The sequence below is a fragment of the Segniliparus rugosus ATCC BAA-974 genome (assembly GCF_000185725.2).
GTDB classification, from domain to species: domain Bacteria; phylum Actinomycetota; class Actinomycetes; order Mycobacteriales; family Mycobacteriaceae; genus Segniliparus; species Segniliparus rugosus.
The window spans coordinates 1412011-1437002 of the sequence record NZ_KI391953.1 but is presented as its reverse complement, the minus strand read 5'-3'; the positions used below and the strand labels follow the sequence as shown (position 1 = coordinate 1437002).

Genomic DNA, 24992 nt, shown 5'->3' with positions numbered 1-24992 from the left:
TGCTGGCTGCTTCGACCTCGGGAAATCCGGCGAACGCGTAATCATCATCCCGGAATCTGAGCCGCTTTTTCACTACTTGCTTAGCCCAGTGCTGGACTTCATAACTATTCATTCAACCCTCTCTTTCAATGCTTCTGTCCCGTTTTTCAATACGAACGAGTTCACATCCTCACCGGCGGGGAACGGGACTATCCGCGCGTTCGGCAAAGAATCCGCCACCGTCTTCGCGAACTTCTCCCCCGCGTCGTCTCCGTCCGCGAGGATGAGAACCTCTCGATACCCCAGGAACAATTCACGGAAATACGGCTTCCACGAGGTGGAACCCGGCACCCCGACAGCGGGGATGCCGCACGCCTCGGCGGTCAACGCGTCCAGCTCGCCCTCAGTGATCGCGACCACGTCGTCATCCCGTGACAACACCTCGGTGTTGTACAAGCGTGGACGGTCCCCCGACTGGGTCTGATACTTCCCGTGCCCAGCCGCTTTGCAGTCGTGATCCTCGACGCACCGGAACCTGATCGACACCACCGACCACTCGCCTTGATGAGACCACTTGACATACGGGATCGCCAGGTGTCCGCGATACTTCTCGTGCGCCGGGTCCGGGTCTTCGACGTACCCGATGCGGTGGATCGCTGGCCCGTCATAGAGAATGCTTCGATAGTCCAGCCCACGGCTTCTCAGATACGCCTCTCCGGGGCTCCCCGGCAGGCTTTGATGGTATTTGTCCGCCGATCTCCTCAACGATTCGTCTTGCTCGGCTATAAGAAACCTCCTTGTGTTTCATCACGATCCCGATAGCGTCGCCTTTCATGCCGCACGCGAGGCAATTAAAAGCTTCAAGCCGGTACGAGACAGCGGCGGACGGGTTGTCCTCACCGTGGAAAGGGCATAAACACCTAGCCCACTCATGCCCCCGATCAGCCGGGGGCTCCCACTCGGGAAAGTAATGCGTGATCACTTCCGCTATCAGGCTCATCTGGCGCTTCCTCCGATGTCAGATAATCGTCTCCAGACTCAAGGACAATCCCCGCCTCGGCCAACGCGGCCTTACGCCCGGAGATCGTTCGCAACAAATGACCGCCCCACACCCCATGGCGCTCTCGCCGCTCCAGCGCGTCGTCCCGGCAATCCTCACGCACAACGCACATGCCGCACACTGTTTTTGCGGGCTTCGCATGCTGTCCGACCTCGGGGAACCATAGTGCCGTGTCGATCTGTGGGCATAAAGCCCCGTCGCGCCACGCCCCACTCAACGCCATAATCCTCCTATTCACTTTTCTCAGCACCTGCTATTCGGCGCTGGCGAACCCCGGCACGACCCTCTCGCCAACCACCCGCTGAGCGGGCGGCGACTCCAAATACTCGACAGCCCGCCGCAACGCCTCAGGATCGTCCCTCAAATGGCCCAGAACGTCCCGGTTATCCTTCTGGCAGAGAAGGCCCCTGACCCGCCCTGTCTTGTGGCAGTGGTCGACTGAGAGCCGTTTACGGGCTCCTGTGGCCCTACGGCAGATGTAGCAGACCCCGCCCTGGCTCTCATAGATCCGCCAATACTCCTCAGCAGTGATCCCGTACGTGGCGAGAATCCGCGCCTCCCAGGAGGTATCACGCCTCCCGGCCCTTCTCGCCCTCGCATGTGTCGCACAACGCGGGCCGGGAGGCTTGGTCTTCCTCCTCGTCACGATGCCCTCCGAGACGCAGTCCACACAGCGCCGCATCGGCTTAGTCATCCTCTATTCCTTTAACCAAGATCCAACACGTCACGACGAACCACAGCACCAGGAACAACGCTTGCCCGGTATCGGTGGTCATAGCGCCCCGTAGTCTTTGATCCGCGCGAATCTGCCGTCGTAGTCCAGCTCGGCGAACGTCCGCCCGGTCGGATCGGCCTTCCCGTTACGGTTCTTCACCGGAGAAACCCTGAGCGACACCACACCAGGGATCGGCTCGTGCTTATGCATCGTCAACACCAGCTCAGGAACCCTCGTCACCTGCGACTTGACCCCGTTCAACGGCACCGGCTTGTCCGAGTTGTTGAACTCGCCAGTCACATGGTGCAGCCCGACCACGCACGCTTTCGTCTCACGCGCCAGCACATGCAGCTGATCGGCCAAGTACTCCAGCCCCGCGTACGGGTCGCCGCCCTCCTCGGCGGTGTCGGTCCTGATGTTGGTGACGTTGTCGACCACGATCAACGACGGATAATGCCCGTAGCACTCCTCGTACGCCAGCAACACCTGCTCGATACGGCCCAACGACGGCGCAGCGTCGTACATGAACCGGATCGGCACACGCATCAGCCTCTCGGCGGGGTCGCCCCGCCGCATCGACCTGACCGTGCTCGCGGACTGCTCCAAGTCCCGGCCCGACACTATCGACAACAGCCGAGACGCTTGCGTGAACGGGTCCGAGTCCGCCGACACGTACAACGTCGGCACCCCGGATGTGATCGCGTACGTCAACGCGAACACCGACTTGCCGCACCCAGGACCGGCGCACACCAGCGCGAACTGCCCACGGAGCAATCGAACGCCCTGCCCCTCCAACGACTCGAACACCGTGGGCAGCGGGTCCCCCGCCACGCCTTTGATCCTGACTGATTGAATCGGAGAATACATCCCTCACCTCCGCCAAAACGCTTGAACAGCGGCAGCCGCGAAAAACGCGATCCACACCGCGGCCTCAGGCCAGCTCATAACTCCTCCTCCTGGTTGCTCAACGCGAACAGATCCAAAACCACCTCAGCGGCCAACACATCGGTTTGCACGCCGATCATCCCGCACCCGATATCCACCCCGACAGCGGCGGGAATGACCGCCCCCAACGTCGGGATCACCGTCCCCACAGACGATCCCTTCCCCGCATGAGCATCAGGCATCAACGCCACATGCCCATGAATGAACGGCATCGACGCGACCTGACGCGCCTGCTCGACCGTCTCGTCCTCGATCAAGCTGGCGAAGCTCACCAGCTTCTCGCCCAAAACCTTCATTTCGCATTCCTCCAATCGCAGGAGAGACCGATCCCGTAGCCGGAATCAATCACAGAAACACAGATGACCGACCTATTGTCTGGTAGATGGACGTTGAAGGCATTTGTATCGTTGGGGGTCGCATTGCCCCTCCCGTCGTCGCCCGACATCGAACAACCAGTGGCCACAACCAACGCTAGAACAGTCAACCCTGCGATTTTCAACTTGATACCACTCATCACAACTCCACTCTTCGTCAACATACGACTTCCGTTTTTCCCCACTTCTCCTGGACCGCTTCCAGCAGGTGAGGCTGCGCCGCCGCCCAGGCTTCAGCCATGTCCGCCAACGCCGCCAGCATCGGGCGGCGCACGGCGATCTGGTCGCCCTCCGCTTCCGGCCAGCCGTGGTCTTTCGCGATCAACGCCCGCAACTGCTCGACAGTCCCCGACCAGCAGCCAACCGTGAGCTGCCATCCGTCTGGAAGAGGCACGAGGACGGCGGGACCGGACGGCAGGCCAGTCACGGAAAGACATGTCGTCCCAGACAAGTCCGCCCCATACAGGTCCGCCCCACGCAGGTTCGCCCCACGCAGGTCCGCCTCATACAGGTCCGCCCCACGCAGGTTCGCCCCACGCAGGTCCGCCTCATGCAGGTCCGCCTCATGCAGGTCCGCCCAGCTCAGGCTCGCCCCACGCAGGTCCGCCCCATACAGGTCCGCGCAGCTCAGGCTCGCCCCACGCAGGTCCACCCCATGCAGGTCCGCCTCATGCAGGTCCGCCCAGCTCAGGCTCGCCCCACGCAGGTCCGCCCCATACAGGTCCGCGCAGCTCAGGCTCGCCCCACGCAGGTCCGCCCCATACAGGTCCGCCTCATGCAGGTCCGCCCAGCGCAGGTCCGCCCGGCGCAGGTCCGCGCGAGTTCCCGCCCTGGTCGCTTCAGCGACCAACGCAAGCACACCATCCCGCGTCAAAACCCGCCCGCTCATCGCGCCGCCTCCCCGGTCTGGCCGTGGATCAGAGCAAGATGCAGCGCGCCCATACTCTCGCCTCGGATTACCAGGCAGGTAATAAGAGCCAGAACCGTGGCCACCACAGCCACGGTACAAACAGAAAACATCATTCAATCACTCCTTCTCATTCCGTAATCTGCTTTGCGGATCTTCGCCATACGCCCGTCCGGGTGGTGGAAGACAACGCCTTCGATAGGCTCTCCCCTGAACCACTCCCCTAGCCCGTCGAAGTCACGAGGGATCTCGCTGTAGCTCCAATCCCCGTGCTGCACCAGTAGGTGTGTGTCCGCCCCTTCATGGTTTCCGTTCACCTTCGGGCCGATCAGCTCATACGTGGTGTCCGGGAACCGGCGGCCCACCAGCGCCTCCAACCTCCCAAACGCGTCCCAGCCTTCTCTGTGCCATCGATCCTCTTTTGCCGTCTCGCTCACCGGAACCCACCCCGGCCAGTGCCCAGTCACCGGATCCGGCGCAGGCTGAGCAGGCTCGAAGTCCGGTGGCGGGGTCCTGCCGTTCTTCGCGTCATAGCGCTTGTACAACTTCCCGTCGCGGATCAGACAAGCTGTGCCGTCCCACTTCCTCGTGGCCTTGCCCTCCCCCGCGAGCACCCACTCGCAACCAGGCGTGACCTTGTCCAGCAGGACCGGCCTACGCCGGTCGGTGAAATCCCGCTCGAACAGGCACGGGATCTTTTTCATTGATTTCTCCTTCTCCCAATCGGGGGCTTGATTGGAATTACGCCCAGCTGTTGCGGGGGTAATCATGTGTCCAGTACGATGCCCAAAACGAGGTGTTTCGTTTCGGCGCGCAGGAGGAGTTTTCCGCATGGTTTACGGAGCGGGGCGGTACGGCTACCGGGACGTGGGGCCGCGCGTGAAACGGTACGGGCATGTCGAGGACCCCGAGGACGAGCAGATCGACCCGATGGTGTTGGAGGCCGAACGCGAGAAGGCGGAGCAGTTCCGCAAGGCCATGGACTCCGCTGGGGCGCAGTCCAGGATGTCGAGGCGCTGGACCCCGGAGGGGATCGTGTACGAGACGGCCTCCTCGAAGACGGGCGAGAAGCCCGCGACGCTGCCTGACGGCGGGCTCGACATGTCCGAGGACTTCCCCGACCCGCCGCCGCCACCGCCGCCATGGAACCCCGCCACAGCGGATCTGACGGGCCACTGGCCCGCGCCGTCGTCGGCCTGGCCGACCGACCCGAACCCCCGCAGCGTCCCGTCCCCCCACGGCCCGCCGCCGAGTTTTCCGGGGATGCCTCCACCGCCGCCTCGTGGGCCGTTCGGAGGCGCGAGGTGACGGGCTTGAACGGGAAGGTCGGTGTGAACACCGACGACCTGCTTGCTTTCGGGCAGAAGATCGTCGGCAAGGCGGAGGAGGCCAAAGCGTTGGGCCTGGCCCAGCTCGGAGGCTCGGTGGACATGCCCGAGAGCGCGACGGCGGCCGCCGTCCGGGAGTCCGGGGAGGCGCGCGGGTCCGTGTCGGACCACGCGCACGCGCGGGGCTCGCACGCGGGGGCGGAGAGCGCGCTCGCGGCGCAGAAGTACGTTCGCGTCGAGGAGCACAACGCCCAACAGCTGCGGGGCGCGGTGGAGCCAGATACGGAGTACAGGTGGTGAGATGCCCGAGTTCAGTTTGAACGTCCTGAAAACTTGGAAGCCTGAGACCTTGATCGCGGAGGCGGCTCGGCTCGGGGAGAAGACCGACGCGTTCGCGGAGATCAACAACGAGATCGCGGATTTGAACAACCGCGCCGCCGCGCAATCGGTGGGCACAGCAGCCGACGCTCGCTATGAGTATCTGAAGGCGACCACCTCGTTCACCGACGACAAAATCCAGCTGATGCGCGAGGAGAAGCAGATCTGGGAGGAGGCGGGGCACGACCTCGCCGCGAAACACAATCGCCTGTTCACAGCCGTGCAAGCGGCGATGCGAGCCGGGTTCGTCGTGAACTCCAAAGGCGGGATCGAGGGCGACTATCCCCGCCAGAGCCAGGAGCTTTTCGACAAGCACGCCGAAGCGGTGGGCAGGGCCAAGCACGAGCTCGAACAGGCCGACGAGCACCACGCGCAGAAAATCCGCGAGATCAGCGGCAGAATCAAAGAAGGCACAGGCGGCGAGCCCCACAAGAAAAAGGACTGGCTCACCTTCGGCGGCGAACACAAAGACGACCCCGGAGTCATGCCGACCTCTCCCAAGCATCCTGGTGTCAACACCGCGCAGTTCGAGAAGCTCTACGGTCGAGCGCCGCAGAGCGATTCGGATTGGAAGATGGCCCAAATCTTGGACACGAACACTCTCGTCGGCAGGAACAACGGCGTTCCCGCGAAGGTCACGGTCGGCCACATCAAACCAGTGCCAGGGCAAGGGATCGTCAGGGTCGGCCTCTACATCCCGGCGAACAACGTATTCAACCTCCCGTTCAACGACCTCGGAGACGACCGAGGCCCCAACGACCAGTTCGACCCCCGACAGACCAGAGTCTCCATCTACATCGACTACGAGAACGGCGTCGTCGTGGCCAGACAGAACCCGTCTATCGGCACGAACGAGGAGACCGAGGTCCAAGACCCTACCGTCAACGTGCAACAAACTTCGGATGGGCGAGTTCGTGTCCACTACGACGCGACGAACCCGTTAGCGCCGCCCGGTTCGCACATGGGTGGCCTCTCCGTCAACGGCGATATCACCTTGACCCCGACTGAGAACGGCGTACAGATCGACGGCAGGGTTGGCGATTATCCCTCCATGGAGGTCTACCAGGACCGGCAAGGCACGACCACGACCGCCTATGACTATCAAGCAACAGGAAGCGAATTCGGCCCGATGGCGAATCTAAGGCCGCACCACGACGTGGGGGCAGGAGATCCTGGCCCGTTGCAGGAGACACAACCCGGATACCAGCAGTGGGATGGGCCAGGTATTCCGAGCCACACAACACAGGTCAATGTGCCGGGGCAGGAGATGACTCTTGGACCAGAGAACGCGGACAATCCGCCGCACGTAGATCCAGTAGCGCCGTCGTCCCAGACTCCTCAGATGGAAGGGGCCATTTGATGCCGAGGCTCAAACTTCCGCCGATATCGTGGGCTGCTGCGACATGGAGCGCCCCCGCATCCGTCGCGGCAAGCCTTTCGGTGAGCACGTTGATCTACAACGTTCAAGATTTCTACTACAGGCGGCACTACGGCCCTTCGGGAGATGAAAAGGCAACGGCGCACATCTCGCTCTGCGTCATTTTTTTTGTCGCCTCCCTTGTGCTTTGGTTCGGTGTGCGGACTCCGGTCTCGCGTGGGATCGCCCTTGGCATTATCGGGTTTCCGCTCGTGCTGGCCTGGTTCGGCTTCTGGCTGGTCGGATGAACGGACAGAAGGAATCCGCTGAGCGGAGGAGCGACCCCAAACACGGCCCGGAGAGCTTCCTAGCCGTTGTCGTGACCGCGCTTTCGCTTATGGCTGTGGCCGCGTTCGGGAAAGATGGCTGGTACCCGTACGCCCTGCTCGGTATCCTTATCTTGGGGGTAGGTCTCGCTGTGCAGACCAAGACGGCGCGGAGAGTTGGCATGGGCATCCTCGCGGCGGTTGTCGGAGCGGTCGTCTTCCGGTACATGTACTGGTTGTTCCTGTACACGATCCCTGGCATGTTCATCTCCCTCTTCTCGAACGATCCGTCCCATATGCGGTTTTGACCGGAAGGCTTCGCTGTGGCCGCATTGTCGAAACTTCCGCCGATATCGTGGAATACCGCAACATGGAGTGCCCCAATCATCACCGCAGCCTGCGAGACGCTGTTCTCGCTAATACGCTACTTCCTTCCACATGAAGCCGCCAGCCAGCGGCCCGCGCTCATCATGGTCTGTGCGATCAGCGCTTGTGTCGCGGTGCTCTTGCTTCTGCTCGGGAAAACCCCCCGTTCGCGCGGCGTTGCCATCGGATGCATCATAGTGCCGGTCGTGCTCGCCGCTGCCATGCTTCTTGCGGGCTGCGCCCCAACCGCGCCACCGCCGCCCCTGGCCGACTCGGAGTCCCGCCCAAAACACTCAGTGACCACACTCGACATGAAAGCCGATCCTATGACCGTCTCCCCGAGCATCACCAGCCAACGCCAAGCGCAAGAGGCATTGTACGGGTACATGCGGAAGACCCTCCAAGGGCTTCCCGAGGGGGTCATGCTCGACAACAAGCGGTACGGCGGCTACGGGGGCGGCAGTACAGCGGCCTGCGACTCGGAGCGCGTCGACATAGAAAACTCCCCGGTGGACTTCGCCGACTTCCGTGACATGCACACCCCGCCAGGAACTGACTACAACGCTTTGATTGCCAGAGTCGGAGACATCTGGAAAAGCTGGGGCTGGCAAGTCGAAGAACGCGAGAGCGACGACAAGCCCAGCCGTTATGGTCATTCCTCTGATGGCTATAGCCTCAGAATTCAATCCGCAGGCTCGTATGAGCCGACCCTGGTCGGCAGCACCCCCTGTTTCCCCGCGCACTTGCGTGACGACAGCGTGCCTCAGCCAAGAGTGATCACCAAAGACAGGCTGCTCTACGACGAGCCGAGCGGAACGCCGCCGACGAACTAGAACATAACTGCTAGCCGTTCACTGGCACTAGGCAGCCTCTCCATGCGCTATAAAGCCTTGATAGGCACGGACCACAGCCTTGTAGTCAAGCCACCTCAACACCTTTCCTTTTTCATCCCGATACCCCGCCCAAATTCTCCCGTCCCTGCCACGCCAGGTACTGAGCTTGACCCCGTCCTCCACCAGCGGCTCTCCAAGCTCTTTAGCCAGGTACTCCGGGCCGAAGACCCTGACCGTCTTCACTCCCCCAACATGATTGCCCAGCAAGAGCTTGATCAACGTGTTGTTCTGCTCTAACACAGCCTGCACCGTCTTGTTCGACGTGCTGACCGTGTACATCAGCTTGTCCAAAAGGTTCGTGTACTCGTCAGGGCGGACCTCCACCACCGCCCCCTTCGGGGCCGTCGCGATCTCATGAGCCTTCTCCTCAGCCGCCAGCAGGTACCGGCGAACCGTCTTCGCCACCTCCGAGTCACGCAGCAGCATCCCCAGCAGCAGGACCGCTCTACGGTCCCACAACGCTTGAGCGGATTTACCCTTCAATACACCCGAAAGCTTCAGGTCTTTCTTCAATTCCCGCAGTTCAGAAGCGTGGATAACTCTGTAGCCTGTAGATTCGAACTCGCTCCGGTGAAGCCTCACTAGATCACGCGGCACTTCGGCTCCCACCTCGTAGAACGCCGCGACTTGCTCGGTCGTGGCGAACTCGTGATTCGGCACAGTCGCCAACCGCTTCACCCGGTCTAACACGTCCGTCCGGGACGCGAGCTGCGCCCGCTGCTGCTTGTTGTCGATGATCTCGACTTCCATATTTCCTCCTTATTCAATATCTCAGCTCTGCCCGCCGCGCCTGATCGGATGAGCTGATCAGCTCGTATACAATCGTTCGGGTTGACGGAAAGGAGCCGTGCCAATGGCTAAAAAAGTGATCGTGACAATGGTGGACGACACCGACAACACCCTGACAGCGGATGAGACTGTCAGCTTCGGGCTTGACGGGGCCAGCTACACTATCGACCTCTCGGCGCTGAACGCCGCAAAGTTCCGCGACCAGCTGGAGCCGTGGGTCGCCAGCGCTACGAAAGTGAGCGGGGCACGCGGCAGAAAAGCCGTTTCCGCGACCCAGAAGAACTCGTCCGAGAAGTTAGCGGCTATCCGCAATTGGGCATCGAAGAACGGCTACGAGGTCTCCCCCAGGGGGCGTGTGCCTGCTAACGTCATCTCCGCTTACGAAGCGGCCAGCGCTTAGTCAGCCACTGAGCGCTCTCTTAGTCCTTGACAATCGAGTACCCGGACTCGCTGAGCTTCCCCAAAGCAACCCTGACCGCTAGCCCGATATCAACTATCCCGTCGATAATGCTCATCTCACGGTCGGCGTACGCCGCGTCAAAGCTCTCATCAGCGTAAACGCCCTCCCACATTCCATCGACAAGTATCCTCACAATCTCATCGAGGTCAGCATTCCACCTGGAAGGGCTCATGCCTTCACCACTCGGTAACCAGCTTCCTCAAGCCTTTTCAAGAAATGAAACGGGCTGAAACTACCCCACTCATCCCATTCGTTTGCATGAGCGTTGCTCATAGCTTTGTTAACAGCCGCACGGACATCAAAAGTTGGATAATCATCAGTATCTCCCATATCTCAAGCCCTTCCTTGCGTCATCCGACCGCGTAGTCACAGGAGTACGCCACGTCACAGAACATGCACTTTGACGGCTCGGGGTCCGGGTCGAACCGCTCGGCCTCGATGTTGTCAGCCAACCGATGGAACTCCTCCGTCACCCGCTCAACTGTCCACTTGGAGATGTCGTACGCCTTGGTCGGCTTGCCGGTTCGGCCCATCCAATAGTCTCCGACCGGGGCAAACACTCCGAACTGCTCGGACAAAGCCACGCCATAGGTTCCGAGTTGGAAGTCATCACCAGGGCTATTGCCAGTCTTGTTGTCCCTCACTAGAACTTCGTCACCGCATCCGTTGGGTATCACCGCATCAATGAACCCACGAACAGCAACCCCGTCAAGGTCGATATTGAACTCAAGCTCGATCCCCGGCGTGCCGTCCGGTGCGATCCAGATAACCTCCGCAGGATGTGTCTCGTAGTAGTCGAGGTACCGCCCAACCTGCTCAAGTCCGAGCTTGAACCGGCGCTCCAGGTCCTCCTTGCCGCCGTACGACCCAGACCGGAACCACCAGTTGAAGTTCGGCGTGATCTCGCAATACTCGCCCACGTGCCTCGCATATGACTCGCGGTACACGTCTTGCGCCTGGTCGAGCGTGAGCGTCCTGCCGGAGCGCTCGTACGCCTCCGCTGCCTCGTGTACCGCGCTCCCTTGTGGGAGCCACGCGGCGGGCCGTTGCCACGCCTTCTCGACACGGGACAAGTACCACGAGTACGGGCAACGCTCGTAGGTTTTGTACTGCGAGACGCTGAGCGTCCGCTTAGCGGCATGAGTCATCCTGCAAGCCCCAGATTACTTAGTAAGTGTTCCCCGTTTTTAAAAATGCTAACTCGCCTACGGTAAATAGAAAACTCCGATCTGCCGCCGTCCATGCTAAAGTCATCCACGATCTCTTTATGGAGTAAGGAGAATCCGTGCTGGCCGATGAAATTGACTAACACTAAGTTAGACACGTCTGTCTCAAGCATTGAGACAGACTTACTCGCCATAATGGTCACATGGTTCTCGGTTTTGACCGTCCTCACCAGAAGCCGCCCAGGGCAATACATGTCTAGCTCGATTTCTTTCCAGCGGGGACTGGCACCCATAAGGCACTCCTCTACAGATCAGGGCTCCTGATCCGGGAGCCTCCAAATGTTAAAGCCTTCTTCTGTTAGTTTCGTATAGTCGTTGATCCGTATTAACAAATTGGAATCTGAAGTCTCACGGCTCCGGTAGGCCCAGCCCCCGTTAGTGCTCACCCCAGGAATCGGGAGGATATTTGGATCATACTCGACAACTAGGCTATTGAGCCTACGATAGAAGCCGCGCAAGCGTGACAACTTGTCTTCGCGCATGCCGACACCCTTTGTGAAATAATATTCCCCATGGTCACGCAGCCTCTTGTACACAGATGCGGACTGGTGGATCGATAAAACATTGAAAGGGAACTCTTTTGCCGCTTTCTCCCTTGGGGACTCATCCCTGATGTTATGCTCTCTGACAATCGCTGAAATCCGCTGCCTAGTGCGCTCGGACAATCGCCCAATTTCAGACTGACTGTATCCGTCATTCAGCAAAGCCTTTACCATACCGGGAGTTAACGGAGGCAGCTTAGCTCTATCAGATGACATAATAATTACCACCTTGCCGCTTACCGAAAATTATAAGTTCGCCAATTTAGTATGTTATATGTCAACCAAGAACGTGTCAATTCATGACGGAACCATAGTAATCTCCCTCGCTACCAGCGCGACTCCTTCATCCTCCGCGTTATCGCTCTATTGTTCTATCACACCCGTCATGGCGTACGCAAGGGTGGATCCACTGAACCGCATGTTCACAGCAAACTAGCAGTTCAGCCAGGCTTTTTGCTTCGGCTTTCGTTGTCATGCCGTCAAGATACAGACCCCCACCGACAGTTTTGTGGGGGTAGTGCCCGGTGCGCGAGTCGAACGCGCACTCGCCGCCAGCTCGCGCTAGCGGCTCCGGGCGGACACCTCCCAGCATCCGCCTTGCGACCTTCCGGGCTGGCGAGGTCACTACGTGACATCGCCCTGGCACCCCTCCGGGGGTTGTTCACACGGTCTCTAGGAACTCGGGCAGGTTGATACTCACGGTCGCCGTTCTCCTAGATCCGTCGTGATCGGTATAGTTGATCTCAAGTGCTTCCTCCCACAGGCCACAGGTGGTGCAGCCAACAACTCGACTCGTGCTATACCAGTCAATCAACCTTCTACAGTCATGGACTAGCTCGTGCGTTTTAATATAGGCTTCCAAATCCTTACGGATCGCCTCGCGAGTCTCGGCATTCATCATTTCCTCTTTCAGAATTCGGTGTGCCGCTGCTTGTACCACCCAGGGCATGTTTCGCTGTAGCTCATTACTCTCCCCCGAAGCCGCCTATCAGGGCGTTAAGCTTCACCATCCCAGCCGGGACTTGTTGGACAGTTCCCGTGACCCCCCAAGCCATCCATGGCGTGTACGGGTCTTTCAGGTTCTCGTTAGCCCATCTACTCACCCGCTCCACATCGTCTTTCGCCGCCTCGGCAGTCGGGTACGGCCCGGTGGCGAACCCGCCGCGACGGCCGTCTTTCGCCGTGACATAGAAGTATTTGCAGTCTTCCTTCAAGGTCATCGCTTTAACTCCTGAACTTTCCACCGTGATCAATGATCATTGCCGCCGCCTCCCAAGCGAACTCGACAGAGCCGCCCACGCCATCCCTACGCCTCACCTGGGCGAACGGGAAGCTATAGCCCGTGATCCTCGCGGGATGTCCGTCCAAGGTCACGTTTTCTGCCTCGCAGATCAAGAAGCGATCAACCGTATTAGTCATTTTGAACTCACCCAAAAGATAGAATCGTCAACGATGATGGTTTCTGCGACTTCGATAGCGGTCTTGCGACCGCCCGAAGGCGCGTAAGGCTTGACACCGTCAAAAGACAACCACATGCCATCTGAGCGGCGAACGCCGTATGTGCTCTTCGGGCTGGGATACTCGAAGCGCATTCCGTTTTCCATCCATGACACCCCAACAAGGTTGTGTGCTTCCAACTTCCGATTCACGCTCATCACTCTTCCTCCGATCCGCAGATGCCGTTACCCATCGTGCTGCAATCCCAGCCAGACTCGTCCTCATCGATCACGCCATCGCCGTTGTCATCACCCGGAAGAGCCGTTTCCGTCTCAGGGGCAGGAGCGAGCAGAGAACCGGTGTCGGGCATAGTCTGGAACGACGACACAACGACCACATCGGCCATTTCATCCTGGGTTGCCGCCCAGTTCTCAACTCCGATAGCGGCCGCGAAAACAGCCAAAGCCGCGAAAACAAACTTCATGACGAACTCCTTTAATCGAATCTGCGATGTTCAGTTGTGAAGTGGACGGCCAAGAATCGAACTCGGCTCAGCTACGCCAGTAGCCGCCCTCCGTGGCGACACCTTCCTTGGTTCGTTCCCTACCGCCGACATGCGTCTTACTGCTGCTCGTCACGGCGTACTAAGCGCTTCAGGGTGTCTTCGCGGGCGGTTTTCGACCGCCGCTCAGCCCAGAAGAAATATCTTCGTCCAACGGGCAGACGGGCAAAGCCCGTCCACCGCGCCCGAGCCGTCGTTTCGGCTCGAAGGTGTGTCGCTTTATCTGACGGGCAGACGAGCGAAGCTCGTCTGCCACGGCCAGACCGCTTTTGCGGTCGTGGCTCTGGCTACCGTGTTTCAGGATTTGCACCAAGGTCGTAGGGGTTCGCCGTTTGCCTTGGATCTTGCTGATCAGTTGTGATATGTCAACTTTTTAGATACAGGTATGGCACGGTTCGTAGTGTTGCTTTAGCGTTGTGCGCTCTCAAACCCGCTAGCGTGGGGCTCCCGAAGCGAAACCTGAATCTAATGCTTGTTGTTTATTTTCTCGGGCGCTTCCGTCCGATGAGACAAGTATGCACGATCTGCTGTGAAATGTCAACCTAGAATTCCCAACTCTCTTTGACCTGCGCTTTCACGGCGTGGCACACAGCCCGAGCCGCACATACAATCCCCGCCACGGCGGACCCCGGCTATACGTAGCTATAGCCAAGACGGCCCAGTTATAGCTTTGGACCGAAAGCTATAAACCGCACGCATCACGCACATGGGCCGAAGGCAGCATGCACACACGCCCCTGCGCGCCATGCATGGGCCAACTCATGGGCATCCCGCGCACTTGCGCCTACGCCAACACTCAAGGCGGGCTTCGGCCCGCCCTCGTTGTCATTCGGATTGACATCCACCCCCACGGGGGCCACCCCTCCCCCCTACTTCCAGATCGGGACGTGATGCTGACAGGGGGTTTTGTACGGGTTTCAAGCTCACAGAGGGGTTTCGGTCGCCGTGAACTGTGTCGAAGAGCACTATGTTTATAACAATTTGATATACGAGTGAGAATTATTTGCGAATGCTCGCCCTATTTAAGTTATGTAATTAAAAAATAAATTAAAGCAACGCTTGAAGGCGTTGCGTTTGGAAAAAACCCAGTTAGAAGGGTTTTTTCAAGAGAATTAGAAGTTCTTCACAACTTCTCTCCTTCGGAGAGCCTTCGGTAAGGCTCTCCTTAGTCGAGAAGTCTCTTAGAGAGCGCCTGAAGGCGCTCTTAATAGATAGCTTTCCTTTGAAAGCGGCCAAAAAGGCCGCATGTCAACTGTTCTCCGGTTGGTCCTACTTCGTAGTCCTCAACCGTCGATTGCAAGAACCGGCTGGAGCCGGTTCGGACCAACGCCCGAAGGCGTTGGTCCCTTTAAAGGGGTGGAAGGGTTGTCTGTCGGCGGTTGGGGATCGTCGCGGCGGAAGGACCGGCTTCCGCCCGATTGGCCGAGGATCAGGGCCGGGGTCCTCCGGGATGCTGGCTGGCTCTGCCAGATCCGGCACCGGGGCTGTCTTGGCTCGGCCGACGAGGTCGACCACATCCGGCGCGGCGACGACCATTCGCGCGGCAACCTCAGGGCCGCGTGCTCGCACTGCCACGGTAAGAAATCCTCGTCTGAGGGGAACAACCGCAAACGCGAGCTTCGGGCGCTGAGGAAGCGCCCTGTCGAACGCCATCCCGGCTCGAGCCGGTAGCAACCATCGGCGGTCCTGGTGCCCGCCTGTCCACCCTGGAGGTGTTTATGGGGACCAGAGGCCCCGTGCCCAAGCGATCCGACCAGCGCGTCCGCCGAAACAAAGAGGACGTGCCCGTTGAGAAAGTCGCGGCCATCGGAGCCGTGACGGTCCCCGACTTGGGGATCAACGACCCGCATCCCATCGTCAAAGACTTGTACTCGTCGCTCGCGGAGTCGGCGCAGTCGAGGTACTACGAGCCCTCGGACTGGCATTTCGCCCGCCTCGCCATGGGATTTGTCGACGGCCTGGTGAAGTCGTCTCGACCGTCCGCGCAGATGCTCACGGTGGTCAACCAGATGTTGACGGATCTGCTGATCACCGAGGGCGCTCGGCGGCGGGTTCGGCTGGAGGTGGAGCGAGACCAGTCCGAAGGAGTCGTCCTCGACGTGGCCTCGCTCTTCCGGCAACGGCTCTCCGAGAGCCCCTAAGACCGCCACGGGCGGGTTGAGCGCGTCTCACTCCTTTCCGCGCTCCCCGCCCGTGGCATCACCCCGTCACCTCAATCCGAAAGGCGCATTCGTATGTCTGTCGTCGGCGTCGAGCTTGAGCCAGATCCGCTGGTGCTCACCAGGTTCCGCGATTTCCGCTTCATGTTCGAGAACCTGGACGAGAACCGGCTTCCGACCCCCTTCCCGCCTGGGAAGCTGTACTTCGAGCTGGACACCGGCGGCGCGCACAACGCGATGCAGGAGGTCAGCGTGATCGCCGCGAGCGGCGGCACCTACAAGCTCGGCGTTTTCGGGGAGTACTCCCCCGACATCGACTACTACGACGCGACGACCAACCCGTACGGGATGCAAGGCGACATCACCGACGCTTTGGAGGCCATCCCCTCGGTCGGCGCGGGGAACGTGAAGGTGGGCGCGGGGAGGCTGATCCCGGTGTGGGAGATCACGTTGACGCTCAACGCGGCCCACAACGAGATCCAAGAGGTGAAGCTGTACGGCAACCCGACGGGCGGCACGTTCCGGCTCAACTACAGCGGCCAGACGACGGCGGACATCCCGTTCGGCGCGGACGCAGCGACCGTGCAGAGCAAGCTTTCCGCGTTGTCCACCATCGGCGCGGGCAACGCGGCCGTGACCAAGATCGACAACTACACCTACCGAGTCGAGTTCGTCGGAGCGCTGGCGGGCACAGACGTTCAGCAGATCCTCGGATTCGGCTGGGGGCTCGGCTGGGGGCTGACAGGCGGTCTTTTCCCAGGCGTTCGCACCTCCACAATCACGAACGGGCTGGCGCAGCTCAACGAGCAACTGATGAACCTGATCAACACGACCGTGAACGGGCTGTTCAACTCGTTCGACTCGCTGCTGGGCGTGGACATCGAGTTCTCGGTGTCGCAGGCGAAGAACGCGAAGCTGACCGTCACCTCGCTCAAGTCCTACGACGAGCAGGGGCTGATCACGTTCGGCGTGAACGTCACCTCGAACATGATCGAATCGGTCATCAACTCGGTGGCCCAGCTCGTCGGACTGTTCTCCACAGTCCACGTTGACTTCTACTGGAACCACGTCTACCAGGTCGAGTTCGTCGGAGCGCTCAGCGACACCTACGTCCCGCCTATCGCCCCGGACACCACGGCGCTCACCGGGGTCAACAACGAGCAGCGCGTGGAGGTCTCGGTCATCAGACCGGGCAAGGCGCGGATGACGATTTGGCCGTTCACCATCGACGGGGCCAAAGCGACGATCAAGGTCGAGAGCGAGCAGGTGGACCTGATCGAGCCCCGCACACGGTGGCAATTGGTGTTCCTGCCCGAGGGAGAGCCCGCTGGCGGCGACCCGGTCGCGCGGGGAAGGGTGATGGTGCAGGAATGATGTTGAAAGGGTCGCCTCCAGATGGCGTTCCAGCCGTGTCGTACGTCGGCTCCCCCTCCGGGACGATTGTCGGGTCGGCCACCTTGCCGGTCGGGCATATCATCCAAATCCCCGGACATCCCGGCCCTCAAGGTACCCAAGGCCCCGCCGGTCCTCAAGGCCCGCAAGGCGCTCCTGGACCGGTCGGGCCGACCGGTCCAGCGGGGCCACAGGGCGAGACCGGGCCGAAAGGCGACGGGCTGAAGATTCACGGACAGGTGGACGCGTACGCGGACCTGCCGCCCTCCGGGGTCTCTGAAGGCGACGTGTGGCTCGCGGCCGGGAAGCTGTACCGCCGCACGGCCACGGGATGGCCTCCCGAGGCGGCAGGAACCCCGGTGCAAGGGGCGAAGGGCGATCAGGGCGAGCGAGGAGAGCCCGGACCACAAGGACCCGTAGGGCCTAAGGGCGACACCGGGGCCACAGGCCCTCAAGGACCGACTGGCCCAGCGGGTGCCACCGGCCCGAAAGGCGACACCGGAGACCAAGGCCCCCAAGGTCCGCAAGGCGCGGCCGGGACCACGACCTGGGCGGGGATCACAGACAAGCCGCCCACGTTCCCTCCGACTATCGGAACAACGAGCACGACGGCGAAGGCAGGCAACTACCAGCCTTCCGCCGCGAACATCAGCGACAGCACCGCGATAGGCCGCTCGGTCCTCACAGCGGCGGACGCAGCCGCCGCCAGATCCGCCCTCGGGGCCGGGACTTCCAGTCTGGTTATCGGTACGACCGGGTCGACAGCCTGTGCCGGGAACGATCCCAGGCTCTCAGACACACGCACCCCCACAGACGGGTCCGTGACCGGCCCGAAGCTTGCCGCCAACGCTGTGACCAGCGACAAGATAGCGGACGGCACCATTGTCAACGCGGACATCAACGCCAACGCCGAGATCGAAATGGGCAAGCTGGGCTACGGACGCGCGTGGTGCAAGGTCATGGAGGGGGGCAACCTGCTCGACGCGAAGATGGTCTTCTGGTTCGGAACCCAGGCCGAGTACAACGCCATCGCGACCAAAGACACCTACACGATCTACATGGTGAGCTGATGGCCGTCTACAAAGGATCGACCGGCCCGACCGCCTTTTACAAAGGATCGACGCTGGTCAAGCGCGTCTACAAAGGCGCTGTCAAAGTTTGGCAGGCGTGGATTCCCGCTCGCGGAAATGTCACTGCCAACTTGACGGGAACCGGAACGAACTGGATCGACGTGCCGAACTTCGGAGCTGGCGACCCCGACACCGTCGTGTCGGGGTCGCCCCCCGCCGTCGTTGTGCAAGGAAGCAAGACGGGCGCGACGGTCACTGTTCGGGCGAACGTCTCGGGTGGAAGCGTCCCCGACTCCAGGGTCCGAATCTTGGTGAACGGCTCCGTGGTAGCCACCAGCGGCTCGAACAGCTCCAGCTTCTCTTACTCGTGGACAGGCAACCTCTCGGATGAGAGCACCGTCCGATTCCAGTACTACGGCGAAGGCGCGTTCTTCGTCCGACCGACCTTGCAGAACACCTCGTACATGACCGTGGCCTGAGCGCAGCTCAGAGCATTCGGGGAGTAGTCCAACTGGAAGAGCAGCGGTCTCCAAAGCCGTATGTCGCAGGCTCGTGCCCCGCTCGTCACCCCAACTCGAAAGGCTCCCAGTGCCCGCCACAAAAGACCAGGTCGCCCAGCTCATCGTCAGCGAGGCCCAGCGCCGGAACCATACGCGGGACGAGTGCCTGGCCGAGATGTCGGCGTTGTATCAGGAGTCCGAGTGGGATGAGACCGTTTGGGACCCGACGAATACGACCTACGGGGTAGCCCAGCAGGACGCGAGCTACCCGAACCGCTTCGACGGCGCGTCGGCCCAGGTCAAAGCGTTCTTCGACAAGCTCGACATCAAACGGTCAGCTCCAGGGCGCGGGGACATTTGGCTGAACATCTGTTGGTTGCAGCAGGCACCAAACTGGCCGTCCGCCCAGTACTGGCTCGCCAACGGCAGAAAAGCCTACCTGGCGGAGATCAAGTCCCGAATCTCCGTGGTGACCCCGTATCTCGACAAACTCTGGCCGATAGGAGGCCCTGCTATGCCGGAAAAGCCCACCTTCACGGAAGTAGAACGCTGGTGCGGCAACTACCAGGGCCGAGCCGGTCGTAAACCGGACCTGTTCTTGATCCACTCCTGGGAAGGCGTGGTGGACAGGGACCCGAACGTACCGGACGCGGTAGAAGGCGCTGACTGGCTGCAACGCACCAAGGGAACCAACAACCCGGTCAGCTACCACTACGTGGTCTCCCAGGACAACGGCAAAGTCACTGTGGCGGATGTCGTGGACACCGACTACGCGAGCTGGTCGGTTGGCAACTCCAACAACCGGGCGATCAACCTGTGCTTCGCCGGGTCGTTCGTCTCCTGGTCCCGCGAGCGCTGGCTGCAATGGAGCGCCGCCATCGACGTGGCGGCGTACCTGGCGGTGCAGGACTGCAAGAAGTACGGCATCCCCGCCAAGGTCCTGACCCCGCCGAGCTACGGCCCCCCAGGCGGGATCTCGGATCACAAGTACTGCGGCCAATATCTCAAAGACGGCAACAACCATACCGACGTGGGCGACAACTTCCCGTGGGACTTCTTCTCCGAGCGCGTTGCCCGCTGGGCTGGCGACCGCGAGGAATGGCAGGAGCCTGAGCCACAACAGCCGACCCCGATCCGTGTTGGCCCCGCCGACGACCAGCTGACGCTTCGCTGGAACTGCCTCGGGGGCAGGACGCTCGTGGAGGCCGTCGCCCAGATCAGAGACAAAGTGTGCGGCACATCAGACCGCGACAAGACCGGAGTGGTGACCGAGAGTGCATGATGCTAACGGCAAGTGGATCGGCTGGGGCATGGGCGATTTGAGCCCGAAAGTGGCCGACATCAAAGCGTACCTGCGGCGGGAGTTCCCGCACGCCTCGGGGCTGAACTACTCCGAACTCTACGACGAGAGGCTGAAGGCCGTCGTGGCGAACATCCAAATCCTGCTCGGCCTTCCCGCGACCGGGGTCATGGACTACGCGACACAACGCGCCTGCGGCTACTCGAAACCGGCACCTCCCCGGAAGCCGACCCTGTTCACCGTCCACGGCACCGGGCAGCCCGATCCCCTCGGGCCGGGCATCCCCGCCGACACCGCCCGCGCGGTCCTGGACCTGTATGACTGGCAGCCCATCGGCAACTACCCCGCCGCCCCGTTCCCGATGTGGCCCTCGATCCTCGACGGGGTCGAAGAGCTGTCCCGCCAGATCGACCAGCGCCCCGGCCCGTTCGCGATGGCCGGGTACTCCCAAGGCGCTGTCGTGGTGGGCCAGGTCCTCAAGCACCGGATCATGGACCCGGCAGGAAGCCTGCACCACCGGCTGAAGGACCTGCGGAAGGTCGTGTTCTGGGGCAACCCGATGCGCCAGAAAGGCGTGCAGCACTCGGACGAGTGGACCTACCCGACCGCCTCGCCCGACTCGCACGGCATCCTTGACGACCGCCTCGAAGGCTTAGAGTCCGCCGCCTTCGAGGTGCGCGACTACGCCCACGAGGGCGACATGTACGCCTGCAACTACGACACCGACGCGGACGAGTACAAGCGGGCGGTCTGCAAGATCGTCATGAAAGCCACCGACCTCTTCTACGGAGAGGACTCGCTGCTCGCCCAGCTCGGGGAACTCGTGCGGAGCCCGGTCCCCGAGGGCATCGCCATGGGCGAGGCAATCGTGAACGCCCTCCAGTTCTTCGGCGGCGGCACCGCGCCGCACGCCTACAACTTCGACCCCGCCGTCGAATTCCTACGCGGGTGATCACAGACATTTGAAAAGGAGGCCGGGGATTGGCACAGAAGAAGCTCGCCCCCACGCCGCCGCACATCATCGGGCCGACCTGGCGCACCTACACAGACGGCAGCTGGTACCTGCCGGAACGCTCTCTCGGCTGGGGCGTGCTGGATTGGCTCGCGACATACGTGAAGTCTCCGGGAGGCGAGACAGCCGGTGATCCGTTTATGCCGACGCTGGAGCAGGCACGGTTCCTCCTGTGGTGGTACGCGGTGGACGAGACCGGCCAGTACGCGTACCGGAAAGGGGTCCTCAGACGGCTCAAGGGCTGGGGGAAGGACCCTGTGGCCGCTGCTCTCGCTTTGGTGGAGCTGTGCGGGCCGGTGGCGTTCTCCCACTTCGGGCCTGACGGCCAGCCGGTTGGCAAGCCGCGCCACGCCGCGTGGATCTCGGTCGTGGCGGTGTCGCAAGAGCAGACGAAGAACACGTTCAGCCTGTTTCCGGTGATGGTCTCCAAGAAGCTCAAGGAGACCTACGGCTTGGAGATCAACAAAACGATCATCTATTCGGCGGCGGGGGGCCGGATCGAGGCCGTGACCTCGTCCCCCAAGTCGATTGAGGGGAACCGGCCCACGATGATGATCCTCAACGAGACTCAGTGGTGGGTCGAGTCGGTGCAGGGCCACGAGATGGCCGGTGTGATCGAGGGCAACAGGACGAAGATCCCGGACTCGCGCTCATTGGCGATCTGCAACGCCCACATCCCCGGCGAGGACTCGGTCGCAGAACGGGACTATGAGGCGTGGCAGGCCGTGGAGTCCGGTCAGGCGGTCGAGGTTAGCACGCTGTACGACGCGCTGGAGGCTCCTGCGGACACGCCCGTGTCGGAGATCCCGTCCAAACGCGAGGACCCGGAGGGCCACGAGGCGGGGCTTCAGAAGCTTCGCGAGGGCCTGCGGATCGCCCGTGGGGATTCCGTGTGGCTCCCGCTGGACGCGATTCTCGAATCCGTGTTGGACGTGCGGAATCCGGTGACCGAGTCCCGGCGCAAGTTCCTCAACCAGGTCAACGCCTCTGAGGACTCCTGGGTAGCGCCGTACGAGTGGGACGCGCTGGCGCTCACCGACGAGCTTTTCGCCCTGAAGAGGGGCGACCGTGTCGCGCTCGGGTTCGACGGCTCGAAGTCGGGCGACCACACAGGCGTTGTGGCGTGCCGGATCAGCGACGGGATGTTGTTCAAGATCCGGGTTTGGAACCCGGACGAGTTTCCGAACGGGGAGGTTCCCCGCGATGACGTGGACGCGGTCGTTCGCTCGTGCTTCGAGCGGTACGACGTGGTCGCGTTCCGCGCGGACGTGAAGGAGTTCGAGGCGTACGTGGACGCGTGGGGGCGGGATTTCAAGCGGAGGCTGAAGGTGAACGCGAGTCCGGGCAACCCGGTCGCGTTCGACATGCGCGGCCAGACGAAACGGTTCGCGTTGGACTGCGAGCGCTTCCTTGACGCGGTCTTAGAGCGCGAGATCTTCCACGACGGCGACCCGGCGCTGCGGCAGCACGTGCTGAACGCGCGAAGGCACCCCACGACATACGACGCGATCAGCATTCGCAAGGCAAGCAAGGATTCCAGTCGAAAGATCGACTTGGCGGTCTGCGCCGTCCTCGCGTTCGGCGCGAGACAGGAATTTTTGATGAGCAGTAAAAACAGGGGCCGTGGGGCGGTGGTGCTCAAATGACGGATTACGACCGGCATGTCGAGCAGCTGTCGAACGTGCTGCGCGCCAGCATCGGAGATTTGCGAGAGTCGCAGGGCTATCTGGACTCCACGTACCGGCTCCGAACCTTGGGGCTTGGCGCTCCCCCGGAGATGCGGTATTTGCGGGTGAACGTGGGCTGGCCGTCGCTGTATCTGCGCTCTGTCGAGGAGCGCTTGGACGTTGTCGGCTTCCGCGTCGACGGCGACGACACCGACGAGGGCATGGGGCTTCTGTGGCAGTGGTGGCAGGACAACAACCTTGACGAGGAGTCGAGCCTGGGCCACATGGACGCTTTGACGTTCGGTCGCTCGTACATCACGGTCGCCGCGCCCGGAGAGCGGGACAGCGCCGACTCTCCGATCATCCGGCTTGAGTCGCCGCTGTCGATGTACGCGGAGCTTGACCCCCGAACGCGCGAGGTGACGCGGGCTGTGCGCCTCTACAGCAGCGACCCGCACAGCAGCGTGGCGGACAGCGCCACGCTGCTCTTGCCGGATCGGACGGTGTACTTAAAGAAGTCGTCCGTGGCGGGCGCGTGGGCCACGGACGGCAAGCCGGTGGAGCACAACCTGGGGGTCGTCCCGGTCGTCCCCCTGGTGAACCGTAGCAGGCTCTCAGACCGGTACGGCCAATCGGAGATCACCCCGGAGTTGCGGACGCTCACGGACGCGGCGGCGCGGACGATGATGAACTTGCAAACAGCGTCCGAGCTGATGGCGGTCCCTCTGCGGGTGTTCTTCGGCGTGAACAAACCGGATCTGGTGGGCGACGGGTCGAGCCTGGACGTGAACGACGTTTACTTCGCCAGGATCTTGGCCTTGGAGAACGATCAGGCGAAGGCGTTCGAGTTCTCGGCGGCTGACCTCCGCAACTTCACCGAGGAGCTTTCCGAGCTGGCGAAGCATTTCGCCTCCTACACCGGGCTTCCTCCGCAATACCTCTCGTTCTCCTCCGACAACCCGGCCTCTGCGGAGGCCATGCAAGCGTCGGAGGCGCGGCTGGTGAAGACGTGCGAGCGAAAAGCCCGCATGTTCGGCGGCTCGTGGGAGCAGGCGATGAGGATCGCGAGCCAGGTCATGGGCAAACAGGTCCCGGAGTCCTACAACCGCCTTGAGACCGTGTGGAACAACCCCGCGACCCCGACGTACGCGGCGAAGGCTGACGCGGTGACGAAGCTGTACGCGAACGGCCAGGGCGTGATCCCGCGCGAGCAGGCGTGGATCGACATGGGCTACTCGGTGGCGCAGCGCGACAACATGCGCGCTTGGTTCGATGAGGAAAACCCGGTCTCGCTGCTGGAGTCGATGTACGCCGCGCAGCGGCGAGAGCCCGCCGCCTCTGAACGGCCCGGAGGGGCGGCGTGACCCCGGACGAGTACGCGGCCCAGCAGGCCGCGATCTCAGCGGCCACCGCGTACTACGTGCGAAGCTTCGGATCGTTCTCCCGTGGCCCCGCCTTGTCGTACGGGGAGTGGATGCAGCTTATGTACCTGCTGTACCCGGAGGTGAGCAGGCAGCGCGAACGGGCGGCGTTGCTCGCCCAACGGTTCTACAACGCCCAACGGGCGCTGCATAAGCCGGATCTGCCCGAGTACAACCGGGAGCCCGACGGGTCGAGCTTCGTCCAGTTCGTGAAGAACATGGAGGACTCCCGGCGCGGGATGTCCCAGAAGGACTCGCCCGACAACGAGGTCACGAGGCTGGCTCTCAACGCGGTCAGGGAGGTCGAGAACGCGGGCCGAAGGCAGATCATCCACGCGGTGAGAGAGGACCCGCATCTCGGCGTGGTTCGTGGCTGGGCTCGGGTCGCGACTGGTCGCGAGACGTGCGCCTGGTGCCTGATGCTGATCTCTCGCGGCCCGGAGCACTCGTACGCGGACACGGCGGGGCTCGATCTCAGCGACTACGAGGCGTTGGAGATGATCGCCGCTGGCGAAGACGTGAGCGAATACATGGACAAATGGCATCCCGGCTGCGATTGCAAGGCGGTGCCGGTGTTCGACCACAAAGCGTGGCCCGGCAAGGAGGAAGCCGACAGAGCCGCCGACCTGTGGGGCAAGGCCGAGAAAGCGGCCCGGAGGCTCCGCGAGGAGGAGCCTGACCGGGTCCACACGACCGGAAAGAACAAAGGGAAGCCCTTCACCCTCAACGAGGACGTGGTCAACGCTCTGCGCCGCATGCTGGCGGCGGGGGACGCGGACATGTCCGACTACGCGGCGCTGGCCGCGTAGCCATCCAACACCCAAAGG

The 24992-nt window shown here is 61.9% G+C and carries 31 protein-coding genes and 1 pseudogene; 17 read left to right on the top strand and 15 right to left on the bottom strand.

Annotated elements, in window-relative coordinates; genetic code table 11:
- Nucleotides 1-108 precede the first annotated feature (108 nt).
- The 8 genes and pseudogenes from HMPREF9336_RS07095 to HMPREF9336_RS07060 all read right to left on the bottom strand — a co-directional run bounded on the left by HMPREF9336_RS07095 (nucleotide 109) and on the right by HMPREF9336_RS07060 (nucleotide 4684).
- Nucleotides 109-744 carry a toprim domain-containing protein gene (locus tag HMPREF9336_RS07095; RefSeq protein WP_007470399.1) on the bottom strand — a complete coding sequence of 212 codons (636 nt, stop codon included), beginning with the start codon at nucleotides 742-744 and terminating at the stop codon, nucleotides 109-111.
- Complete coding sequence (locus HMPREF9336_RS19300; protein WP_084206624.1) at nucleotides 644-979, bottom strand: CHC2 zinc finger domain-containing protein; 336 nt, start codon at nucleotides 977-979, stop codon at nucleotides 644-646. The genes HMPREF9336_RS07095 and HMPREF9336_RS19300 overlap by 101 nt, the downstream gene beginning before the upstream one ends.
- Nucleotides 921-1262: a WhiB family transcriptional regulator gene (locus tag HMPREF9336_RS17840; protein WP_007470397.1), complete on the bottom strand. Its 342-nt coding sequence runs from the start codon at nucleotides 1260-1262 to the stop codon at nucleotides 921-923. The genes HMPREF9336_RS19300 and HMPREF9336_RS17840 overlap by 59 nt, the downstream gene beginning before the upstream one ends.
- A 30-nt stretch (nucleotides 1263-1292) precedes the next feature.
- Complete coding sequence (locus HMPREF9336_RS07085; protein ID WP_244431641.1) at nucleotides 1293-1721, bottom strand: endonuclease VII domain-containing protein; 429 nt, start codon at nucleotides 1719-1721, stop codon at nucleotides 1293-1295.
- A gap of 90 nt (nucleotides 1722-1811) precedes the next feature.
- Nucleotides 1812-2585 carry an AAA family ATPase gene (locus tag HMPREF9336_RS07080; RefSeq protein WP_244431605.1) on the bottom strand — a complete coding sequence of 258 codons (774 nt, stop codon included), beginning with the start codon at nucleotides 2583-2585 and terminating at the stop codon, nucleotides 1812-1814.
- 155 nt (nucleotides 2586-2740) lie between these two features.
- Nucleotides 2741-2995, bottom strand: a pseudogene (locus HMPREF9336_RS07075) (RtcB family protein); the annotation flags it as partial.
- A 235-nt stretch (nucleotides 2996-3230) separates the two neighbouring features.
- Nucleotides 3231-3962: a pentapeptide repeat-containing protein gene (locus tag HMPREF9336_RS17460; protein ID WP_021030269.1), complete on the bottom strand. Its 732-nt coding sequence runs from the start codon at nucleotides 3960-3962 to the stop codon at nucleotides 3231-3233.
- 134 nt (nucleotides 3963-4096) lie between these two features.
- A complete protein-coding gene (locus HMPREF9336_RS07060; protein ID WP_007470384.1) occupies nucleotides 4097-4684 on the bottom strand; it encodes an RNA ligase 1 family protein in 588 nt (195 codons plus the stop codon).
- Nucleotides 4685-4811: 127 nt separating this feature from the next.
- On the opposite strand from HMPREF9336_RS07060, the gene HMPREF9336_RS07055 reads away from it, so the two are divergent.
- The 6 genes from HMPREF9336_RS07055 (at nucleotide 4812) to HMPREF9336_RS18945 (ending at nucleotide 8568) form a co-directional block, all read left to right on the top strand.
- Nucleotides 4812-5288, top strand: coding sequence for a hypothetical protein (locus tag HMPREF9336_RS07055; RefSeq protein ID WP_021030267.1), 477 nt, complete (start codon nucleotides 4812-4814; stop codon nucleotides 5286-5288).
- On the top strand, nucleotides 5285-5608 hold the full coding sequence (locus tag HMPREF9336_RS07050) for a hypothetical protein (RefSeq protein WP_021030266.1): 324 nt from the start codon (nucleotides 5285-5287) through the stop codon (nucleotides 5606-5608). Before HMPREF9336_RS07055 ends, HMPREF9336_RS07050 begins: the two co-directional genes overlap by 4 nt.
- A gap of 1 nt (nucleotide 5609) precedes the next feature.
- Nucleotides 5610-7046, top strand: a complete 1437-nt coding sequence (locus HMPREF9336_RS18785) for a hypothetical protein (RefSeq protein WP_007470380.1) — start codon at nucleotides 5610-5612, stop codon at nucleotides 7044-7046.
- Nucleotides 7047-7126: 80 nt separating this feature from the next.
- A complete protein-coding gene (locus tag HMPREF9336_RS07040) occupies nucleotides 7127-7351 on the top strand; it encodes a hypothetical protein (protein WP_040584682.1) in 225 nt (74 codons plus the stop codon).
- The gene (locus HMPREF9336_RS07035) at nucleotides 7348-7677 is read left to right on the top strand and encodes a hypothetical protein (protein WP_007470375.1); all 330 of its coding nucleotides are present in this window, start codon (nucleotides 7348-7350) and stop codon (nucleotides 7675-7677) included. Before HMPREF9336_RS07040 ends, HMPREF9336_RS07035 begins: the two co-directional genes overlap by 4 nt.
- A 15-nt stretch (nucleotides 7678-7692) precedes the next feature.
- Nucleotides 7693-8568 carry a hypothetical protein gene (locus tag HMPREF9336_RS18945; protein ID WP_244431604.1) on the top strand — a complete coding sequence of 292 codons (876 nt, stop codon included), beginning with the start codon at nucleotides 7693-7695 and terminating at the stop codon, nucleotides 8566-8568.
- A 27-nt stretch (nucleotides 8569-8595) separates the two neighbouring features.
- Here the strand turns inward: HMPREF9336_RS18945 and HMPREF9336_RS17450 are convergent, their stop codons facing one another.
- Complete coding sequence (locus HMPREF9336_RS17450) at nucleotides 8596-9378, bottom strand: hypothetical protein (protein ID WP_007470371.1); 783 nt, start codon at nucleotides 9376-9378, stop codon at nucleotides 8596-8598.
- Nucleotides 9379-9481: 103 nt separating this feature from the next.
- On the opposite strand from HMPREF9336_RS17450, the gene HMPREF9336_RS07020 reads away from it, so the two are divergent.
- Nucleotides 9482-9817 (top strand): histone-like nucleoid-structuring protein Lsr2, encoded by a 336-nt coding sequence (locus HMPREF9336_RS07020; RefSeq protein ID WP_007470369.1) that lies wholly within the window; start codon nucleotides 9482-9484, stop codon nucleotides 9815-9817.
- A 19-nt stretch (nucleotides 9818-9836) separates the two neighbouring features.
- Here the strand turns inward: HMPREF9336_RS07020 and HMPREF9336_RS07015 are convergent, their stop codons facing one another.
- The 6 genes from HMPREF9336_RS07015 to HMPREF9336_RS06980 form a co-directional block, all read right to left on the bottom strand.
- Entirely contained in the window at nucleotides 9837-10049 is a 213-nt protein-coding gene (locus HMPREF9336_RS07015) for a hypothetical protein (RefSeq protein ID WP_007470367.1), read from the bottom strand.
- The gene (locus tag HMPREF9336_RS18360) at nucleotides 10046-10207 is read right to left on the bottom strand and encodes a hypothetical protein (protein ID WP_156920312.1); all 162 of its coding nucleotides are present in this window, start codon (nucleotides 10205-10207) and stop codon (nucleotides 10046-10048) included. Before HMPREF9336_RS18360 ends, HMPREF9336_RS07015 begins: the two co-directional genes overlap by 4 nt.
- Before the next feature lie 20 nt (nucleotides 10208-10227).
- Entirely contained in the window at nucleotides 10228-11025 is a 798-nt protein-coding gene (locus HMPREF9336_RS07010; protein WP_007470366.1) for a RecB family exonuclease, read from the bottom strand.
- A 1585-nt stretch (nucleotides 11026-12610) separates the two neighbouring features.
- Nucleotides 12611-12865 carry a hypothetical protein gene (locus HMPREF9336_RS06990; RefSeq protein ID WP_007470361.1) on the bottom strand — a complete coding sequence of 85 codons (255 nt, stop codon included), beginning with the start codon at nucleotides 12863-12865 and terminating at the stop codon, nucleotides 12611-12613.
- Between the two features lie 195 nt (nucleotides 12866-13060).
- Nucleotides 13061-13300: a hypothetical protein gene (locus tag HMPREF9336_RS18355; RefSeq protein ID WP_021030261.1), complete on the bottom strand. Its 240-nt coding sequence runs from the start codon at nucleotides 13298-13300 to the stop codon at nucleotides 13061-13063.
- The gene (locus HMPREF9336_RS06980; RefSeq protein ID WP_007470359.1) at nucleotides 13300-13566 is read right to left on the bottom strand and encodes a hypothetical protein; all 267 of its coding nucleotides are present in this window, start codon (nucleotides 13564-13566) and stop codon (nucleotides 13300-13302) included. Before HMPREF9336_RS06980 ends, HMPREF9336_RS18355 begins: the two co-directional genes overlap by 1 nt.
- Before the next feature lie 1323 nt (nucleotides 13567-14889).
- Here HMPREF9336_RS06980 and HMPREF9336_RS19295 point away from each other — a divergent pair.
- The 10 genes from HMPREF9336_RS19295 (at nucleotide 14890) to HMPREF9336_RS06920 (ending at nucleotide 24974) form a co-directional block, all read left to right on the top strand.
- The gene (locus tag HMPREF9336_RS19295; RefSeq protein ID WP_156920311.1) at nucleotides 14890-15315 is read left to right on the top strand and encodes an HNH endonuclease; all 426 of its coding nucleotides are present in this window, start codon (nucleotides 14890-14892) and stop codon (nucleotides 15313-15315) included.
- Between the two features lie 65 nt (nucleotides 15316-15380).
- Complete coding sequence (locus HMPREF9336_RS06970; protein WP_244431603.1) at nucleotides 15381-15785, top strand: phage terminase small subunit; 405 nt, start codon at nucleotides 15381-15383, stop codon at nucleotides 15783-15785.
- Nucleotides 15786-15878: 93 nt separating this feature from the next.
- Complete coding sequence (locus HMPREF9336_RS06965; RefSeq protein ID WP_007470353.1) at nucleotides 15879-17177, top strand: LtfC-like domain-containing protein; 1299 nt, start codon at nucleotides 15879-15881, stop codon at nucleotides 17175-17177.
- 839 nt (nucleotides 17178-18016) lie between these two features.
- Nucleotides 18017-18265 carry a phage upper tail fiber protein gene (locus tag HMPREF9336_RS18940; RefSeq protein ID WP_051357179.1) on the top strand — a complete coding sequence of 83 codons (249 nt, stop codon included), beginning with the start codon at nucleotides 18017-18019 and terminating at the stop codon, nucleotides 18263-18265.
- Between the two features lie 131 nt (nucleotides 18266-18396).
- Nucleotides 18397-18744 carry an Ig-like domain-containing protein gene (locus tag HMPREF9336_RS06945; RefSeq protein ID WP_156920310.1) on the top strand — a complete coding sequence of 116 codons (348 nt, stop codon included), beginning with the start codon at nucleotides 18397-18399 and terminating at the stop codon, nucleotides 18742-18744.
- 109 nt (nucleotides 18745-18853) lie between these two features.
- Nucleotides 18854-20047, top strand: coding sequence for an N-acetylmuramoyl-L-alanine amidase (locus HMPREF9336_RS06940; RefSeq protein ID WP_007470348.1), 1194 nt, complete (start codon nucleotides 18854-18856; stop codon nucleotides 20045-20047).
- Nucleotides 20040-21017 (top strand): hypothetical protein, encoded by a 978-nt coding sequence (locus HMPREF9336_RS06935; RefSeq protein ID WP_021030259.1) that lies wholly within the window; start codon nucleotides 20040-20042, stop codon nucleotides 21015-21017. The genes HMPREF9336_RS06940 and HMPREF9336_RS06935 overlap by 8 nt, the downstream gene beginning before the upstream one ends.
- Nucleotides 21018-21046: 29 nt before the next feature.
- On the top strand, nucleotides 21047-22723 hold the full coding sequence (locus tag HMPREF9336_RS06930; protein ID WP_007470344.1) for a hypothetical protein: 1677 nt from the start codon (nucleotides 21047-21049) through the stop codon (nucleotides 22721-22723).
- Nucleotides 22720-24108, top strand: coding sequence for a phage portal protein (locus HMPREF9336_RS06925; protein ID WP_007470342.1), 1389 nt, complete (start codon nucleotides 22720-22722; stop codon nucleotides 24106-24108). The genes HMPREF9336_RS06930 and HMPREF9336_RS06925 overlap by 4 nt, the downstream gene beginning before the upstream one ends.
- Nucleotides 24105-24974, top strand: a complete 870-nt coding sequence (locus HMPREF9336_RS06920) for a VG15 protein (RefSeq protein WP_007470340.1) — start codon at nucleotides 24105-24107, stop codon at nucleotides 24972-24974. The genes HMPREF9336_RS06925 and HMPREF9336_RS06920 overlap by 4 nt, the downstream gene beginning before the upstream one ends.
- Nucleotides 24975-24992: the final 18 nt, after the last annotated feature.

Coding starts and splice junctions, on each gene's coding strand:
- HMPREF9336_RS17450 (WP_007470371.1), bottom strand. CDS start 9,378: ATGGAAGTCGAGATCATCGACAACAAGCAGCAGCGGGCGCAGCTCGCG.
- HMPREF9336_RS18355 (WP_021030261.1), bottom strand. CDS start 13,300: ATGAGCGTGAATCGGAAGTTGGAAGCACACAACCTTGTTGGGGTGTCA.
- HMPREF9336_RS18785 (WP_007470380.1), top strand. CDS start 5,610: ATGCCCGAGTTCAGTTTGAACGTCCTGAAAACTTGGAAGCCTGAGACC.
- HMPREF9336_RS07010 (WP_007470366.1), bottom strand. CDS start 11,025: ATGACTCATGCCGCTAAGCGGACGCTCAGCGTCTCGCAGTACAAAACC.
- HMPREF9336_RS18360 (WP_156920312.1), bottom strand. CDS start 10,207: ATGGGAGATACTGATGATTATCCAACTTTTGATGTCCGTGCGGCTGTT.
- HMPREF9336_RS07035 (WP_007470375.1), top strand. CDS start 7,348: ATGAACGGACAGAAGGAATCCGCTGAGCGGAGGAGCGACCCCAAACAC.
- HMPREF9336_RS06925 (WP_007470342.1), top strand. CDS start 22,720: ATGACGGATTACGACCGGCATGTCGAGCAGCTGTCGAACGTGCTGCGC.
- HMPREF9336_RS19295 (WP_156920311.1), top strand. CDS start 14,890: ATGTCAACTGTTCTCCGGTTGGTCCTACTTCGTAGTCCTCAACCGTCG.
- HMPREF9336_RS17840 (WP_007470397.1), bottom strand. CDS start 1,262: ATGGCGTTGAGTGGGGCGTGGCGCGACGGGGCTTTATGCCCACAGATC.
- HMPREF9336_RS07020 (WP_007470369.1), top strand. CDS start 9,482: ATGGCTAAAAAAGTGATCGTGACAATGGTGGACGACACCGACAACACC.
- HMPREF9336_RS06990 (WP_007470361.1), bottom strand. CDS start 12,865: ATGACCTTGAAGGAAGACTGCAAATACTTCTATGTCACGGCGAAAGAC.
- HMPREF9336_RS06980 (WP_007470359.1), bottom strand. CDS start 13,566: ATGAAGTTTGTTTTCGCGGCTTTGGCTGTTTTCGCGGCCGCTATCGGA.
- HMPREF9336_RS17460 (WP_021030269.1), bottom strand. CDS start 3,962: ATGAGCGGGCGGGTTTTGACGCGGGATGGTGTGCTTGCGTTGGTCGCT.
- HMPREF9336_RS07060 (WP_007470384.1), bottom strand. CDS start 4,684: ATGAAAAAGATCCCGTGCCTGTTCGAGCGGGATTTCACCGACCGGCGT.
- HMPREF9336_RS19300 (WP_084206624.1), bottom strand. CDS start 979: ATGAGCCTGATAGCGGAAGTGATCACGCATTACTTTCCCGAGTGGGAG.
- HMPREF9336_RS07055 (WP_021030267.1), top strand. CDS start 4,812: ATGGTTTACGGAGCGGGGCGGTACGGCTACCGGGACGTGGGGCCGCGC.
- HMPREF9336_RS07085 (WP_244431641.1), bottom strand. CDS start 1,721: ATGCGGCGCTGTGTGGACTGCGTCTCGGAGGGCATCGTGACGAGGAGG.
- HMPREF9336_RS07015 (WP_007470367.1), bottom strand. CDS start 10,049: ATGAGCCCTTCCAGGTGGAATGCTGACCTCGATGAGATTGTGAGGATA.
- HMPREF9336_RS06965 (WP_007470353.1), top strand. CDS start 15,879: ATGTCTGTCGTCGGCGTCGAGCTTGAGCCAGATCCGCTGGTGCTCACC.